We start from the raw sequence: 16,198 nt of genomic DNA, 5'->3' as shown, positions 1-16,198 counted from the left end.
TGAACAATAGACCAAGAAAAAGGCTTGACTACCTAACACCAAATGAGTATCTTTTGAAAAAGTTCAACATTATGCGTTAGCGATTAGAAATCGCCACAAATTAACTTATATTTACCAGAGTGAGAATTTTTTGCTCAAAACTGGTGTATGGGTATATGACTGGCGTTGCTTGTTGCATCGTTTTTTCCGTATTGTCCGTTCTTGCTAGTGCCAATATGTGCAGGGGGGGGGGCTAGAGAGTTTGTTTGTAATCAGCTCCCTTGGTGTGCTAAATCTTTAAGAAAATCCGTAAATTTTAACCGCGTCGCAAATTCAGCGATGCCTTCTGTGGACCGCGTCTTGTCTTGACGTGGCCTTTTTTGCGTTTAAAAACAAGAGTAATACTTATGATGAAAAAAAGATTTTTTATAACTGCTCTAGGTTTAACGTTAGGGGCGGCATTCGCCCAGTCTCCGGCGGGCGAGTCGCCTGCGGAAACCCAATCTGCGTCCATTTTCGTGCAGGATCCTGCGATTTTTCACCAGCGTCAGGCGGATCTGGAAAAGTTGAAGGCCTCTGTGGAGGGCAAGAACGAGGGGCTTGATTCCCTGCTGGAGCGGACCAACCGCATTACCGCCATGAACGACCGCTGTTCTTCCATCAGCATTAACGACGTGATGGATGACGAGTGCTGGACTTTTTACCGGGTTGAGTTGCCCGCCTTCGAGGAACAGTACATGAAGGTCACCGGCGAGGTGCGGCTGGGTCACATGGAGACGGCCCGCGGCCTCGAGGATCGCAAGTTGCAGATCAACGCCTGCGTAGACGCTCTCTACAGCTTCGCCCAGAGCAAGGACCAGTTCCTGAATCTGGAGGGCGGCGTGTTCCTGGAACCTCTCAGCGAAGGCTTCCAGGCCAACTACGATTTTACCCTGCAGTACGAACCCAACCATCGCAGGCATTCTTTTGAAATTGCCCAGAAGTGGGGCGAGACCTGCCGCGAAATGGTGGTGCGTCAGGACGGCGAGGGTTTTGCACCCTACTTCCTGGAACGTCTTGAAAGTTTAAATGCGGACCTTGCCGGCAATGGATCCCTGGCCGTCTATAAAACCGACACTGCGGATGTCAACGCACCCACGGTCTTCATGGATATCGCAAAGCCGGTGCGCAGCGCCTACTACCTGAATGGCGTCAAGCTGTTCCACGCCCGCGTCAGTGCTGGCCCCGCTGCAGAAAGCCCGGTGCAGATTCGTTTCGAGAAGGAGGCCGTGAAGGTCGCCGGCGAGCCTGTGGTCATCAAGCGCGGCGAACCTCAGAAGTTCAAGGGTTCCGTGCAGTTTGCCGAAAAGTCCGCTCGTCTGAACGGTCGCTGGATCTGGGAAAATCAGGGCAACAACGCCGGCGTGGATTTTGGTCCCGAGGAGGACGAGGCTGCGCTGGATAGCATCTATGCCGCGGAACAGGCCGCCAAGGCTGCGGAGGCTGCATCCGCTGTCGAGAACCGTCGTGGTGTTCATTTCTCGCCTTGGGTGGGTGTGTCCGCTGCGTTTGCACCCTTCAGCGACAAGAACTACAAGGCTTTTGCTCTTGAAGAAGATCAGCTGATGATTCTGCCGGACCTGATTGCGGCGGCCCGCCTGCGAGTGGGCTTTGGCGACCAGGCTGAATTCCATGTGGCTTTCGGTGCGGGCGTCTATGTGGGCGCAGGTATCGGCGACGGTCTGCAGCGCGTCTATTTTGCGCCTGTGGCCCAGCTGGAATTGGGCTACCTGGACTTCGGCCTTCGCGAGACCGCGGTCATCGCCATCCCGGAAAAGGATTCCGAGGAATGGATGCAGTTCAAGACTGGCGTGTTCTACAGCTTCGGAATGTTCGGCGTGGAAGCCGGCTTTGATGTGATAACAAACCTCGGCAACGGCGGCTATGTCACGCTGTTCTGGAACCTGTAAGGGGAGGAGATAATTATGAATTATGAATTACGAATTATGAGAAAAAACTCCCGCTTCATTCTCCTTGTGGCAGCCCTCCTGCTTGTCTCCTGTTCCGTCTATGACAACTACGACATCGACCTGATGCAGGACGCCACCGCAAGCATAGATTCCAGTAGCTCCAAGGGTGAATCCCAGGGCAATGAAAATGACGGCGAAAAATCCTCCAGCAGTGGGGAAACTTCTGGTGCTTCTAGCTCCAGCGTCAAGAACGATGACTCGTCCAGTAGCAGCAAAAAGGACACCACCTACGTGGTAATCGTCAATCCGTCCAGCTCCTCGCAGAAGGTCGAATCTGCAGGAAGTTCCGCAGTTGACAATCCCGGCAGTTCTTCTTCCAAGGTCCCTGATCCGATAGAATCCAGTTCCTCTGCCGTAACATTCAGATGCGGCCTGGATAGCATTGTAGATTCTGAAGAGTATCTCGGTCGAAAATATGCGACGGTAAAGTATGGTTCCCAATGTTGGCTTGCGGAAAATTCCTATAGGGCTTTGGAAGGTTCCAAGTGCTATGGCGACAATGAGGAAAACTGCGAAATTTACGGTCGGCTGTACAGTTTTGACATAGCGAAATTCGCTTGCCCCGAGGGCACGCACCTGCCCACCGAGGAGGAATGGATTACCTTGCAGACGACGGTTACTCGAAACAATGGCGGTCTGGATCTGAAGTCCAGTGAAACATGGTTGGCGAAGCCCGGACAGTCTGGCGGCAAGTTTAACGCCAAGGCCGCCGGATACTATGATGCCGAAGAGGAAGAATTCGTTTCTCTAGGAGGCTTTGCCGGTTTCTGGAGTTCCACCGATGTAGGAGGCATGATGGCCACTTACATGTACCTGTCGTCATCGAACCAGAATTTTATCGATGGCTACAAGGAACAGTCTAATTTCTATTCAGTACGCTGCCTGAAAGATTAATTCAAGTTTTTTAATAACGAGGTGAAAAATGAAAATTTCAAAAATTGCAGGATTTGCGATTCCTCTAACCTTGATTGCCTGTGGCGATTCCGGGACAACGGAAAATATCACCAATAATTATACTAGCGGGATGGAAATTGTTGATCTTGTATCAAGTTTGCCTAAATGTACTGCGGATAATGAAGGTGACCAGGTTTGGGTCAAGGAAAAGGGTGCTGCAAGCATTTGCGTGGATGGCAAGTGGAATGTTATCGGCGGATCCGGCGCTGCTGCAGATTTTGGTTGTGAGACTAAGAACCTTGCGGATGGTTCCGGTGTCGCCATCTACTGCGCAGGGGATTCCATCGGCGTGGTGCTGAATGGTAAAGATGGTGCCGATGGAGCCAAGGGGGACAAAGGTGATGCTGGAACCAAAGGTGAACGTGGCGAACAAGGTGTTGCAGGATCCGATGGTAAAGATGGCGAAAAAGGAGAAAAAGGCGACAAGGGTGATACCGGTGTTGCTGGTGCCGATGGCAAGGATGGCGCAGATGGCGACCCTGGCGTAGGCTGCAAGGTCGTTTCCCAGACGGAAGATGCTGTGACAATTCAGTGCGGTGATGACCAGTTCAGCATGAACCTGAACGGCGGTAGTGGGGAGGTTGTTGTTCCCGGTGAAGATGTGGTCTCTCTTGCGAAGTTGAGCGGCGTTTCCCAGAAAGGACCTTTTATCAACGGATCCACGGTGACGCTTTTTGAACTGGATGGTAGCCGTAGCCTGGTGCAGACCGGTCGCACTTTCGGTGGCGAAATCATTACCGATGACGGTCGTTTCAGCGTGAACAACGTTTCCCTGAAATCCAGCTATGTGCGATTGACGGCAAACGGCTTTTACCGTAACGAAGTCTCAGGCAAGAACAGTACCTCCAGCATCGTCCTGAATGCATATTCCGATCTGCAGGCCCGCAACAGCGTGAACATCAACTTGCTGACCCACTTGGAATATTACCGCGTGGGCTACCTCATGGAAAACGGTCTGGAATCCACTATCAAGGCTTCCAAGAAACGCGCCCAGAAGGAAATCTTTGCGGCATTCGGTATTGATAACAACGGCTTTGGCTATTCCGAAGACTTGGATGTGTTTGGCGAAGGCGACCAGAACGCAGCCCTCCTTGCGATTTCCATCTTGCTGCAGGGCGACCGCTCCGAGGCTGACCTCAGCGGGCTCCTGGCCAGTTTCGGCAAGGACATTGAAGAGGATGGCAAGTGGGACGACAAGGCTACACGCGGCACCATTGCCAAGTGGGCTGCCGATATGGACAATGCTAAAAAATATGGTGTTTATCGAGGTTATGTGAAGGGCTGGAGCCTCGGTTCTGTGCCTGGCTTTGAAAAGTATCTGCGCAACTTCTGGAGTCGCGAATATGGCCTTGGCGTCTGCGGCAGCGACACTGTTCCTGTTGGCACCGTGAAGAATGCCACTAACAGCAATGGCGAAGCAAGCAAGGACTACGCCGCAAGCTACACGAGCCAAGCGAACAAGAAACGCTTTATTTGCGTGGATGCCGATAGTATTAAATGGCGTGTGGCAACCGATATCGAGAAGGATACTGCTGGCTGGGGCCACGACTTCAAGACTGGCGATGTGCGCAACGGTCGAGTGAACGCGAACCTTGTGTATGTCTATGAAGATAATAAGTGGAGACTTGGAACGGCCATAGATAGCCTCATGTACAAGCAGAAGGCTGATGGCGGTAAGGCTTGCACCGAGGGGTCCCTCAACGATACTTCTGCTGTCAAGGTAAACGGCCTGTATTATGTATGTGCGACCGGTGTTGCAGATACATCTTACCGCTGGGTCAAGGCTCCCGATATTTACAACGACACTTACGAGGCTCGTTCAAAGTGCTCTGCTACAACGGATGGTGACTTGATGAATGGACGCGTGAATACGGGCAAGGTATATGCCTGCAACGGAACGACTGGCTGGAGAGAAGTGACTGACGGGCAGTCCAAGACACTTGGCGGCTGCTACACGAACCTGATTGACTCCGTTGGACTCTATAGCGAAACATACTATGTATGCCGCACTAACGGCTGGGTAAAGGCTGCGGCGATTGATTACGACACTTACAGACAGATGTGTTCAAGCGAAGATGTGGGCCAGGTCATAAACGGTGTGGTTACCGCAACCAACAAGTACTACTGCTCGGCGGACGGCTGGAAGAGTCTTATGGGAGGTTGGTCCTGGGCATATCCCAGGGATGCACGTTTGAATCCGAATATCACCTACGGTACCATGACGGATATGCGTGATAACCAGACCTACAAGATTGTAACCATCGGAACCCAGACCTGGATGGCGCAGAACCTGAACTACGATTACAACGAGGGAACCGCAAAGAGCTATTGCTATTATAACGAGGAGGTGAACTGCGAAGTGACTGGTCGCCTGTATCTGTGGTCTGCCGCCATGGACTCTGCCGCAGTGTTCAGCGATGCAGGCAAGGGTTGTGGCTATGGCACGACATGTGCAGCCGCTTCGACAAGTTCAACGACTGTGGTGAGAGGCGTCTGCCCCGAGGGCTGGCACCTGCCTAGCAACTCCGATTGGAGCACCCTGTGGCGTGCTATTGGAGGAACCTCTACCGCGGGAACCAAGTTGAAATCAACAAGTGGCTGGAACAGCAGTGGCAATGGCGAAGATGCGTACGGTTTCTCCGTCCTTCCTGCTGGCCTCTACTACAGTGGTAGCTTCGGCAATGCTGGCGACTACGGGGACTTCTGGTCTTCTACTGAGTACAGTAGTAATGACGCCTACGGCAAGTACTTCGACTACGATGACTCGTACGTGGACGAGAGCTACGGCAATAAGGACGTCGGCTTTTCTGTCCGTTGCCTCCGCGACTCCAACTAGGAGCCTGCCTCTAGGCAACCCCAAGCCGAAGGCAGGGGTTGCGCCGCCCCACCCCGCCGAGCCTTGCCGGGCGGGGTGGGGCGGCCGCGCGAAGCGCGGATAAAATTTGTTTGCAAAATTTTGAATAAAAGAATAAGTGTCGTGAAATCAAAAATTTTAACGGCAGATGACTTGGTTCTCCCTCTACTGGAGGCGTACTATCAAGCACGTCGCCATAAAAGGAACACGGTAAACCAGCTGCAGTTTGAACTAAGCCTGGAACAGTCTATCTATGATTTATCGCGAGAATTGTCTTCAAGAACGTATGATCTCAGGCCATCCATTTGCTTTATCAACGAAACTCCTGTAAAACGCGAAATCATTGCAGCAAACTTTCGTGATAGGGTTGTGCACCATTTGCTGTGTAACTGGATTTGCCCCATATTCGACCGACAGTTCATTCATGATTGCTACAGCTGCCGTGTTGGCCGTGGAACCGATTTTGCCGTGAGCCGCGCAAAGTATTTTATGGTGTCTGAAAGTCGAGATTTTACAAGGGAGTGTTGGTCTCTTCGTCTAGACATTAGCGGTTTCTTTATGGGAATCAATCGCGATATTCTGTACCAGCTTTGCGTAGAAGGCTTGAGCCGAGGCAAGTGGTCTGGTGTTCCCGATAAGGACTTGTGCATATTCCTTCTAAAAAAGTTTATCTACAATAATCCCCTAGATAACGCTATTTTTAGAAGCCCGCCAAGTGCGTGGAACGATCTTCCGTTAAACAAGAGCCTTCGGGGAACTTCAGTAAACTGTGGACTTCCCATCGGTAATCTTACCAGCCAGTGGTTTGGTAATATCTACTTGAATAAATTGGACCAGTTTGTAAAGCATCAGCTGAAAATTCGCTGCTATGGCCGCTATGTTGATGATATGCTTCTGGTTCATCACGACAAGTCTGTTCTTTTAGAAGCAATCTTCAAGATTCGGGATTATCTTAAATCACGGTTGCATTTGAATCTAAATGAAAAGAAAACAAGGCTTCAACCTATACAGAAAGGTTTTCCTATGCTTGGAGCCTATATTCTGCCGTACCGCACTTACCCGGGTAGGCGTACGGTTAAAAACTTTGTAGAATGTGTAAAGAATCCTTGCCGTGATGAAGATAAGCAGAAAAGTAGAGTTCAAAGCTACCTGGGCTATATGGGGCATTATAACGCATATCGGCTTACCCAGTCTATTCAACAAGGAACATGAATATGAAAATGTCTGAAATATATGCTTTGGAAGAAACGAACAAATCCTCCATCTATCTTTATTTGGAAGGCTCGTTTTACAAGGCTTATGAAAGGTCTGCATTTCGTTTTTGCAAGAGGTTTCGGGAATGCAAGGTAAGTGCTGTTCACAACTTGTCACTGGCTTGCGACATTGTGCGCATTGGTTTCCCGAAAATTGCCTTGGATAAGTATATGGCTGTAGCCCAGTCGTTTGGGTATTCGGTAGAATGCCAAGACGAAAAGAGAATTGCCGTTCATGGGATTGAACCTTTGGAAGGATTTTCTTCTTGGAAAAATGGTTGCGTGTCTAATGCCGTTAGGGCTAAAGAGCAAACTTTGCCTATTGTTAATGCTCAGGAGTCATTAAAATTGCGTCTTTACCGCGAAGCTTATGACAATGCTGTGGCTCTTACAAATTTTACTTCTAGGCTGCACCGTAATTTTCGTTTTGGAACTGGTGATTCCTTGCGAAATGAATCTCTGGAACTGGCGGTAAAACTACACGTGGCGTTTAAACGAGGTGAGTCTCTGGATGAACGGCAAATATTTTATGAGATAGAACAGATGCGCATTCGCACTCGCATAATGCATGATGTGAAGCAATTTGATAGTGGCGTGTGGAAAATGCTCAACGATCGTTTTGACAGAATGCAGAATTTGCTAAGGTCGGAATCCTGTTGCTTTGATGTGCAGGAGTGAACCTCTGGAGTTGGGCGGCATACTCGCTGCTGATATGCAGGGCGAGTAGAGTTTGTCGGGAATGGTGAATCGCGGCTGTTGTCCGCTTTTGCTGTTTCCGCTGAAAGTTGCTGCGAAATTCTTGTAAGGGTTTCTCCGTCCTTCCTGCTGGCAACTACAACAATGGTAGCTTCAACAATGCTGGCAACAACGGGAACTTCTGGTCTTCTACTGAGAACAATAGTAATAACGCCTACAACAAGAACTTCAACTACAATAACTCGAACGTGAACGAGAACAACAACAATAAGAACAACGGCTTTTCTGTCCGTTGCCTCCGCAACTCCTCTGGCAATCGGTTTGCAACAAAGATGTCTCTAAAAAAGGAAAATATGAGAAGGAATACTTTACGGCTTGAGAAGGGAAATGTTGTGAATGATACAAACGAGCGCTTTGAAAACGGAAAATATGTGGAATCAGAAGAGGATACATTATCTTCATTGCAATTCAATCCTATAAAAGAAAAAGAAGATTTAAAAAAATTCTTTTTAAGAAAAGAGGAATATGGTAAATTTGTCAATGGGGAAAAGAATTACCACTTTTATTGGTTTACTACTTATGATAAACTAAAGCTGCTTGTAGATAAGAAAGTATTAAAGTTAGGATTTCCTCCGAAGTGGTATGATCATGTTGATAGAAATTTTATTGAAGCTTATTCCTATGAAATTGAACATGGAAAAAAGATTTATGCGTCTTGTATAACTACGCAAAAAACATCTTTAATGTGGCAAAATTATGCTTTCAAAGAGAATTCTGTACTGATTATTTTTAATGGTCGAAAACTTCTGGAACTTCTGGGTGAAAAAATTCTGTTTTACCCTGTTATGTATATACCCCATTTAGAAGAAAAAAAAACAGAAAATTCTTGTGCCAAATAAATTGCTTTACCCATTTATAAAGCGATATTCATATTAAGATGAACGGGAATGGCGCATTATATCTACAAAACAAAACTTGAGATTTAAGACAATTAAGGATCTGATTGAATCCGTCTCAATTAGTGACTTTGCCTATGAAAAAAAATTACTTGAGAGTAAGAATCAGTCAGAGGCTAATTATCTTCTAATTGAAAAGCAAAAAGAGGTGTTTAGAAAAAAAGTTGAGAAACTTTGCAAAAAAATATCGCCCCCAAGAAAATACTTGCGAAATGACTGGACTTTCGTGAATAAGTCTGTTATTCGGAATTATTGTGCGGACGTTGGTGACTTATCGTGATTTGCAAATAGGATTATAAACTTGATAATGAGCAATTTTTTTTGCTTAAGTATTGTTTTGATATGCAGCGCATGCATATAATGCGGCTCGGCAATGCCCGCTCGAGTAAACTCGGCGGTCGCTGCACTCGCCTTTTGTTATATGGCATGCTTCGCATGCATATACTGCGGCTCGGAAATATCCACGCAAGCGTGGCTACTTCTCTCGCCTTTTGTTATATTTAAAACATGGCGTTAAAGAATTTTCCCATCGGCATCCAGGATTTTGCGAGCATTCGCAACGAAGGCTTCTTTTATGTAGACAAGACGGACCTTGTTTACAAGTTGACTCATACAAGCAAGTATTACTTCCTCAGCCGCCCTCGCCGTTTTGGAAAGTCCCTTTTGATTAGCACATTGCAATGCTATTTCGAAGGTCGCAAGGAACTGTTCACTGGCCTAGCCATGGAACGCCTGGAGACCGAGTGGAAAAAGTATCCGGTCATCCGGCTGGACATGAGCACGGTCAAATCGACAGACCAGGATAAGTTTGCCGAGAACATGAGCCTGAATCTGGAGTCTTACGAAAAAGAGTATTGTTTGGACAAGACAACTAGCCAGGCATGGGGCGCAAGGCTTAGGCGTATTATTGAAGCTGCAAATAACCAGACAAAGTCGCAAGTCGTTGTCTTGGTTGATGAATACGATGCTCCCGTTCTTGAGGCTATGGGCGATGCGAGTGCGCTAGAACGTATCCGAATGCAGATGCGGGAACTTTACGCGCCCCTCAAGGCCCTTGGCGGCATGCTTCGTTTCGTGTTCCTCACGGGTATCAGCAAGTTCAGCCAGCTCAGCATCTTTAGCGAACTGAACAACCTGAATGTCATTACCATGGATGACGACTATGCAGCCATCTGCGGCATCACCAAGGAAGAACTGCTGACCCAGATGCAGCCCGAAATCCAGGCACTCGCCGACAAGCAGAAAATGACCTACGACGAGGCTGTCGCAACTTTGCAGCGCCGATATGATGGTTACCACTTCAGCGAAAACTCACCGGATATCTACAATCCGTTTAGCTTGATAAACTCTTTAGGTAAACAGAATTTCTTAAACTATTGGTTTGCATCGGGCACGCCGACCATGCTTGTGAAGGCCATGGCCCGTTATAAGCTGAGTCCCGAAGAATATGATCGTGGTTTTTCTGTTGCACAGAGAACTTTTGATGCTCCTACAGAAACCGCAGAGACTCCCATCCCGGTTTTATACCAAAGTGGATATTTGACCATCAAGGGTTACGAAAAGGATTCAGTACGTCCGTTCAAATTGCAGTTCCCCAACGATGAAGTTCGTAATGGAATGCTGGATTTGCTGACGAATTCGTATGTGTCAAAAAATGATGAGGAAACCTCCGAGTTCTTGGACCACTTCGTGACGGCGATGAAGGCGTGTGACATTGAAACTGCGCTTACAGAAATGCGCGCGTTCATGGCGAGCATTCCCTACGACGCCGAAAAGCAGAACGAACATCATTATAGAACTATTTTCTACCTGATATTCAGAATTGCGACGCCGTACCTTGTCCGTTGCGAGGAACGTACCGCCGCAGGCCGCGCCGACGCCGTGGTGGAAACCGCCGACGCTGTTTACGTATTTGAATTCAAACTTGATGCAAACGGTACTGCCGACGATGCTCTCAGACAAATCGACGACAAGGGGTATCTGGTGCCTTACACCGTGACCAAGACTGCCGACGGCTCCCCGAAAAAACTGTTCAAGATTGGCGTCGCCTTCGATGCGGAAAAACGCACCTTGGGTCAGTGGAAAATCGCATAGTTTGTATTGTTGCTGTTCCCTATGATCGACTTCGCTGCGTTACAAGACTTCGTTTTCGAGGATCGGGTTTACGATTCCGAAATCCACGGGCTGGAACATTGGCGCCAGGTGGAGTTTAACGGACTGCTTTTGGCGAAGAAAACCGGAGCCGACATTACCGTAGTGCGTCTTTTCGCCCTCTTCCACGATTCCAAGCGAGAAAGCGATGGCTACGATCAAACCCATGGTGGCCGCGGAGCCGAATTCGCCAAGAAGTGCCGCGAAGAAAAGCTTTTCGAAATCACAGACGAACAGTTTGAGAAACTCTATCACGCCTGCAAGAACCATACGACGGAACGCTCTACGGGTGACCCCACCATCGACACCTGCTATGATGCCGACCGCTTGGATCTTGGACGTGTGGGAATTCGACTGGACCCTCAGAAGATGGCTTCTACCGCCGGCGGCTTCGTGGCCGCTCATGTCCGCAAGGCGGATGTTCCCACCTACGCCGTTCGCGACTGGCTGAAGAAATTCGATTTCTAGGATTTTGAATCCGCAGAATCTCTAATCCAGTAATGAAAAAGGACGAGTCCCGTGGACTCGCCCTTAAACTTTTCCAGCGTCTAAAAAGTTAAGCCTTGATTGCCTGGAAAGTGCAGCTGACTTCAACGCCTGCGTTCTTGGGTAATGCCGCAACGCCAACCGCAGTACGGGCGTGCTTGCCGTTTTCACCAAGAATCTTGACGGCCAGTTCGCTTGCACCATTCAGCACTGCAGGCTGTTCCTTAAAGCTTGGGTCAGACTGGACAAAACCCTGCAACTGTACCAGCTTTAGAGTTTCGCCTTCCTTCAGCATGCTTGCCGCTGCTGCAATATTGTTCAACAGACAGATGGCGGCACCTTCCGTTGCTTTTTCCTGAGTCAGGGCGGTGGGGACGATTCCGGTATAAGCGGAAAAGTCTCCGTTTACAGAGGGGAGCTGACCGGATACGAAAATCACGTCACCCACGCGAGTGGCCGGAACGTAAGCTGCCAGAGGTGCAGCGACAGCAGGTAGAACAAGACCAAGTTCTTCAACTTTTTTCTTAATTGCGAACATTTTATTTCTCCATTTTAAAGTTCCCTCCAGGGAACTCTGTGTTTGTTCTTCCGTACAATCTTTTTATTACAGGACTACTTTTTCTTGCCGCCTAAAACCTTGGCGAAGCAGAAAACGCAGAGCGCGATGATGGCGGCCCAGGAGCCTACCATGAAAATAAGTCCACCCGTAGAAAGTTCCATGATTAGGCCTCCTTGTTAGAAGTTGCAACTTCGTCAGAATCACCTACAGGCATGTCTTGCTTGTGGATGTGCTTAGAGGGCAAATCGGCAGGATCGCCCTTCTTCCAAGCGAAGTAAATCAGTACGTTCAGCAAGATGGTTAACACCAGGAGGAAAATACGAATTCCCCAGGTGAAGGAAATCTGGCTCATCTGGTGGCCCAGGAAAGTCACCATTGCATCGGGAGAAACTCCCTGCAGGCTTACTACTGCCCAGCCGTCGTGAACGAGCCAAGCCACAAGTACAATGGCCAGGTAGGCGGGGCAGACGTAACGGATGATGAATCTGAAAAATTTTGGAAGCTTCAATGCCGCACCTTCGTTCATCAGGGCAAATGCCTCGGATTCATCGGAACCATCAGCCTGCTTCGCCTTACGTTTACCAAGAACAAAGGAAAAAATGAATGCTTGGATGGTTCCGATGAACACCAGAAGGAAACTGCCGCCCCAGAAGTCAAATTCGTCAACCGCACCGGCGGCAAGGCCAAAGATTCCGACGAGACCGCCTAGGAATGTCACTACACTGACAGAGGTGATGGCTCCCTTGCGGCTCTGCTTCAGGTCGTCCTCGCAGAAGCTGATAAGGGGCTGGATAATAGAGATGGCACTGGTGACACCAGCAATAAACAGCATGCCAAACCACAATGTCTGGAAGAAACCGCCAAAGGGCAGCTGGCCAAATACGAAAGGCATGGTCTGGAAGCCGAGACCGAAGGTTCCCAGCTTGGCACATTCTTCAATGTTGTTACCTGCAATGAGAACTGCCATAGGAATCACGATGGTTCCGCCCAGAATCACTTCGGCAAAACCGTTGGTGGCGCCTGCAGTGAGGGAGGAAAGAACCAGGTCTTCCTTAGGCTTCAGGTAACTAGCATAGCAGAATACAATACCCATGCCCAGGCTCATGGTGAAGAACACCTGGCCAGAAGCGGCCAGCCAGACTGTGGGGTTTGCAATTTCAGAAAGGTTGGGGTTCCACACGAAAGCAAGACCCTGACCGATACCGTCAATGGTCAGGACGCGTCCCACCAGGATCAGGCCCATGATCAAAAGAATGGGCATGGTAATCTTGTTCACTCGTTCAATTCCCTTACGGACGCCGAAGGAGAGCAAGGCCATGTTGCAAGCGAAGGTAATGAGGAAGAATACGATGGCAGCGGGGAAGGGACCCAGCTGGGTGTTCAGCATAATGTAATTGCCGAAGAATTCCTTCATGGGGCCGTAGCCGCCCTTCACCACGTCCATCAGGGTTCCTGTGGCGGAATAGTAGGTAAAGGCCAGAATCCAGGACTGGATAAACATGTAGTAGAAAGTGATGAACAGCGGGGGCAAAATGCAGAGGGAGCCCAAGTGCTTTGCCCAGGACTTCTTTCCTAGCAGGTAATGGAAACCGCCAGGCGCTGTACCATGACGCCTTGCACCAGCGGCGCGGCCTAAGGTCCATTCCATCCAGGAAAGGGGAATGCCCAAAAGCAGGAAGGCGATGAGGTAAGGAATGATGAAGGAGCCGCCGCCGTTTGTAGCAGCCTGCACCGGGAATCGTAAAAAGTTGCCAAGACCAACTGCAGAACCGGCAACCGCCAGGATCACGCCAATCTTTGAACCCCAATTATCTCTGGACATATTCTAATCCCTTTTTATGTTCCTTGGAAATGTAGTAATAGTTTCTGCGTGTACACCTTGGCGGAAGAGGCTTCTTCTTTAAATCTTGAGCATTTACGCCTGTATACAGGAAATGAAAAAAAGAGGGGCGTTTCTGCCAGTATTTTTAATAACTTTGAGACAGAACCACTGAACAACGGGATTGGAAATATGATTGACGTTAAGGGTAAATGGACCTTGATTACCGGCGGCTGCCGTGGTGTAGGCCGTCTCACGGCCATCGAAATGGCAAAGCTTGGCGCAAATATTATTCTTCAGGGCCGTTGCAAGGCCAACGCAGATAAGGTCATCGAAGAATTGAAACCCTATGGCGTGGAAGTGCGTGCTGTTGGCTGCAACCTGGAAAGCGCCGACGAAATCTCTGCCGCTCTCGCTGAAATCGATTCCTGGGGTGTCCAGGTGGACCTGGTGTTCAATAATGCAGGTCTCATGAGCCATTACTTCCAGGATTACCTTTCCAACACCATGGAAGACTTTCACCACGCTATGGCTGTGAACTTCTACGCTCCCATCCAGATTGCCTATCATTTCCTTCCGGGCATGATCCAGCGTGGCTTTGGCCGTATGCAGCTTACCACCAGCGGCATCGCCAACGAACCGGAATTGATGGGCTATGCCTGTGCAAAGGCTGCCCTCACCAAGTTCGTGAAGGATTTTGCCGTCAAGCTGAATGGTACCGACGTCATGATGAACGTCATGGATCCGGGTTGGCTCCGTACGGATCTGGGTGGCCCCGCCGCTCCCAACGCTCCCGAAACTGTGATTCCGGGTTCCATGGTGGGTGTCCTGCTGGATGACAAGAAGAGCGGTCGCTGGTTCTGCGCTCAGGAATTTACCGGCATGTCTCTTGAAGATGCCGTGAAAAAAGGTGCAACCGTCGAATAATCTCGTGCATCTAAATAGGTGAAAATAGGGAAAAACCTTAAAAACAGGGCAAAATCCCTAAGTAGATCCTCCTAACCCCCAAAAAGCTGGCAGTGACTTCGGTTGCTGCCAGTTTTTCTTATATGTCATCTTGAACCGTTCATCCGTCTGTCATCCTGAGCGAAAGCGAAGGATCTAGCATTTTTATATATATTTTGTCCATCATGAATAATAACTCTTCTCGTACAAAGCTTCGCGACGAAGTCTACACCCAGATGATGGTGGCTCAGGCTCGTCTTTCCAAAGATCAGAACACTCAGATGGGCGCTATCCTGGTGTCTCCCGAAGGTCGCGTCATCAGTACCGGCTACAACGGCGCTCCCGCAGGCTTTGACGATGAGACCGTGCCTTACACCCGCGAAAAGCAGCTGCTGGCATACGACCTGCTGGATGCAGACTCCGGCGAACTCTTGAGCCATCACGAATTCGAGGCCAACAAGTATCCCTTTATGGTCCATGCCGAAATCAACGCTCTCCATTATGCCCGCGGTAAGGTCCCTGCAGGTTCCAAGCTTTACGTCATTGGCTTCCCCTGCGAACGTTGCGCTCTGGATGTAAGCCTTTCTGGCGTTTCCGAAGTTTTCGTGACGAAGGATGATTACGATCCCAAGTCCACCCTCAATAACAGCCGCGATACCGCCTACTACATGTTCGCTCAGGCAAAAATCGTGGTGACCCTCTGCGGTAAGCGTATCCGCCCGGTGGTGAGCAAGCCTAATGCATAAAATTGCGTCAAGCTTTTTTGCCCTTCTGCTGGCTTTGTCCTGCGCCTCCTTCGCGCAGGAAGACTCTACAGCTACCCAGCCGGAAGTAAAAAAGCTGAGTAACGAGCAGGTGGCAAGAATCATTGGCTCCGGCTTGAATCCCTATCCCAAGTTCCTTGCCGCCGGCTTGTATGTACGTTCTAGCTACGCTCCCAGTAACGGCATTGACTTTGGTATCGGCTACATGTTCCCTCTTTCCAAGAGCTGGCCTGTGTCCGTAGGCTTTGAACCGCTGCACCTGCAGATCGGCGCCGAGGATTTCCAGGTAGTCTCCGATGAATCCCTGTGGATTGTAGCTGCGGGCGCAATTATGGGTGGCATTGGTCCTCTTTTCCGCGGTCCTGAAACCAAGAAGGATTCCACCAAGGCTCCCGAAAAGATGGGAACCGTAGGCACCGTCCTTGCAACCATCGCCCTTATTCCGGTTTATGCCGTGTGTGGAACTTTCTACGTTCCTGTGGTTCCTGGCGCCTGGTTAGGCATTCTGGACAGAAGCCGCTTGAATACCCAGCTTATTTCCGAAGGGTTCCACAAGCGCAGCTTTACCTATATGAACGATGTAGGCCTGCGCCTTTCTCCCTTGGCCAGCTCTGACCGGGTTCTTCACGGTTTTGTGGATGGGGGCGTCCGCTTTGAAAAGAATTTCGATGCGGATATGAAGTATCACTACTTCGCTCAGTTGGGATTCTCCCTTTCCTTTTATTAACCCCGTAAAAATACAAGCGCTTGTATTTTGAGGAACATAAAAAGGC

The 16,198-nt window shown here is 49.3% G+C and carries 13 protein-coding genes and 1 pseudogene; 12 read left to right on the top strand and 2 right to left on the bottom strand.

The window, feature by feature from the left end:
• Positions 1–386 precede the first annotated feature (386 nt).
• From BUB59_RS05250 to BUB59_RS05210, 9 genes and pseudogenes are all read left to right on the top strand, one after another.
• A complete protein-coding gene (locus BUB59_RS05250; protein ID WP_143160236.1) occupies positions 387–1,928 on the top strand; it encodes a hypothetical protein in 1,542 nt (513 codons plus the stop codon).
• A gap of 36 nt (positions 1,929–1,964) precedes the next feature.
• Positions 1,965–2,882, top strand: coding sequence for an FISUMP domain-containing protein (locus BUB59_RS05245; RefSeq protein WP_073226536.1), 918 nt, complete (start codon positions 1,965–1,967; stop codon positions 2,880–2,882).
• 28 nt (positions 2,883–2,910) lie between these two features.
• Positions 2,911–5,778, top strand: coding sequence for a fibrobacter succinogenes major paralogous domain-containing protein (locus BUB59_RS15755; RefSeq protein WP_073226533.1), 2,868 nt, complete (start codon positions 2,911–2,913; stop codon positions 5,776–5,778).
• 141 nt (positions 5,779–5,919) lie between these two features.
• A complete protein-coding gene (locus BUB59_RS05235; protein ID WP_143160235.1) occupies positions 5,920–7,008 on the top strand; it encodes an RNA-directed DNA polymerase in 1,089 nt (362 codons plus the stop codon).
• Positions 7,005–7,727: a hypothetical protein gene (locus tag BUB59_RS05230; protein WP_234979953.1), complete on the top strand. Its 723-nt coding sequence runs from the start codon at positions 7,005–7,007 to the stop codon at positions 7,725–7,727. The genes BUB59_RS05235 and BUB59_RS05230 overlap by 4 nt, the downstream gene beginning before the upstream one ends.
• Positions 7,728–7,834: 107 nt before the next feature.
• Positions 7,835–8,038 (top strand): annotated as a pseudogene (locus BUB59_RS15800) (FISUMP domain-containing protein); the annotation flags it as partial.
• 60 nt (positions 8,039–8,098) lie between these two features.
• Positions 8,099–8,644 carry a hypothetical protein gene (locus BUB59_RS05225; protein WP_234979952.1) on the top strand — a complete coding sequence of 182 codons (546 nt, stop codon included), beginning with the start codon at positions 8,099–8,101 and terminating at the stop codon, positions 8,642–8,644.
• Between the two features lie 564 nt (positions 8,645–9,208).
• Positions 9,209–10,795: an ATP-binding protein gene (locus BUB59_RS05215; protein ID WP_073226519.1), complete on the top strand. Its 1,587-nt coding sequence runs from the start codon at positions 9,209–9,211 to the stop codon at positions 10,793–10,795.
• 21 nt (positions 10,796–10,816) lie between these two features.
• Positions 10,817–11,320, top strand: coding sequence for an HD domain-containing protein (locus BUB59_RS05210; protein ID WP_073226515.1), 504 nt, complete (start codon positions 10,817–10,819; stop codon positions 11,318–11,320).
• Positions 11,321–11,408: 88 nt separating this feature from the next.
• Here BUB59_RS05210 and BUB59_RS05205 read toward each other — a convergent pair whose 3' ends face one another.
• Complete coding sequence (locus BUB59_RS05205; protein WP_073226512.1) at positions 11,409–11,876, bottom strand: RidA family protein; 468 nt, start codon at positions 11,874–11,876, stop codon at positions 11,409–11,411.
• A 184-nt stretch (positions 11,877–12,060) separates the two neighbouring features.
• The gene (locus BUB59_RS05200) at positions 12,061–13,719 is read right to left on the bottom strand and encodes a sodium-dependent transporter (protein ID WP_073226508.1); all 1,659 of its coding nucleotides are present in this window, start codon (positions 13,717–13,719) and stop codon (positions 12,061–12,063) included.
• A gap of 189 nt (positions 13,720–13,908) precedes the next feature.
• Here BUB59_RS05200 and BUB59_RS05195 point away from each other — a divergent pair, with 189 nt between their 5' ends.
• From BUB59_RS05195 to BUB59_RS05185, 3 genes are all read left to right on the top strand, one after another.
• Positions 13,909–14,643: an SDR family NAD(P)-dependent oxidoreductase gene (locus tag BUB59_RS05195; protein ID WP_073226504.1), complete on the top strand. Its 735-nt coding sequence runs from the start codon at positions 13,909–13,911 to the stop codon at positions 14,641–14,643.
• A 203-nt stretch (positions 14,644–14,846) separates the two neighbouring features.
• Positions 14,847–15,407, top strand: coding sequence for a deoxycytidylate deaminase (locus BUB59_RS05190; RefSeq protein WP_073226576.1), 561 nt, complete (start codon positions 14,847–14,849; stop codon positions 15,405–15,407).
• On the top strand, positions 15,400–16,152 hold the full coding sequence (locus BUB59_RS05185) for a hypothetical protein (protein ID WP_143160234.1): 753 nt from the start codon (positions 15,400–15,402) through the stop codon (positions 16,150–16,152). The genes BUB59_RS05190 and BUB59_RS05185 overlap by 8 nt, the downstream gene beginning before the upstream one ends.
• Positions 16,153–16,198 lie beyond the last annotated feature (46 nt).

It is taken from the genome of Fibrobacter sp. UWEL, assembly GCF_900142535.1.
Lineage (GTDB): Bacteria > Fibrobacterota > Fibrobacteria > Fibrobacterales > Fibrobacteraceae > Fibrobacter.
This window is presented reverse-complemented; position numbering and strand designations above follow the sequence as displayed.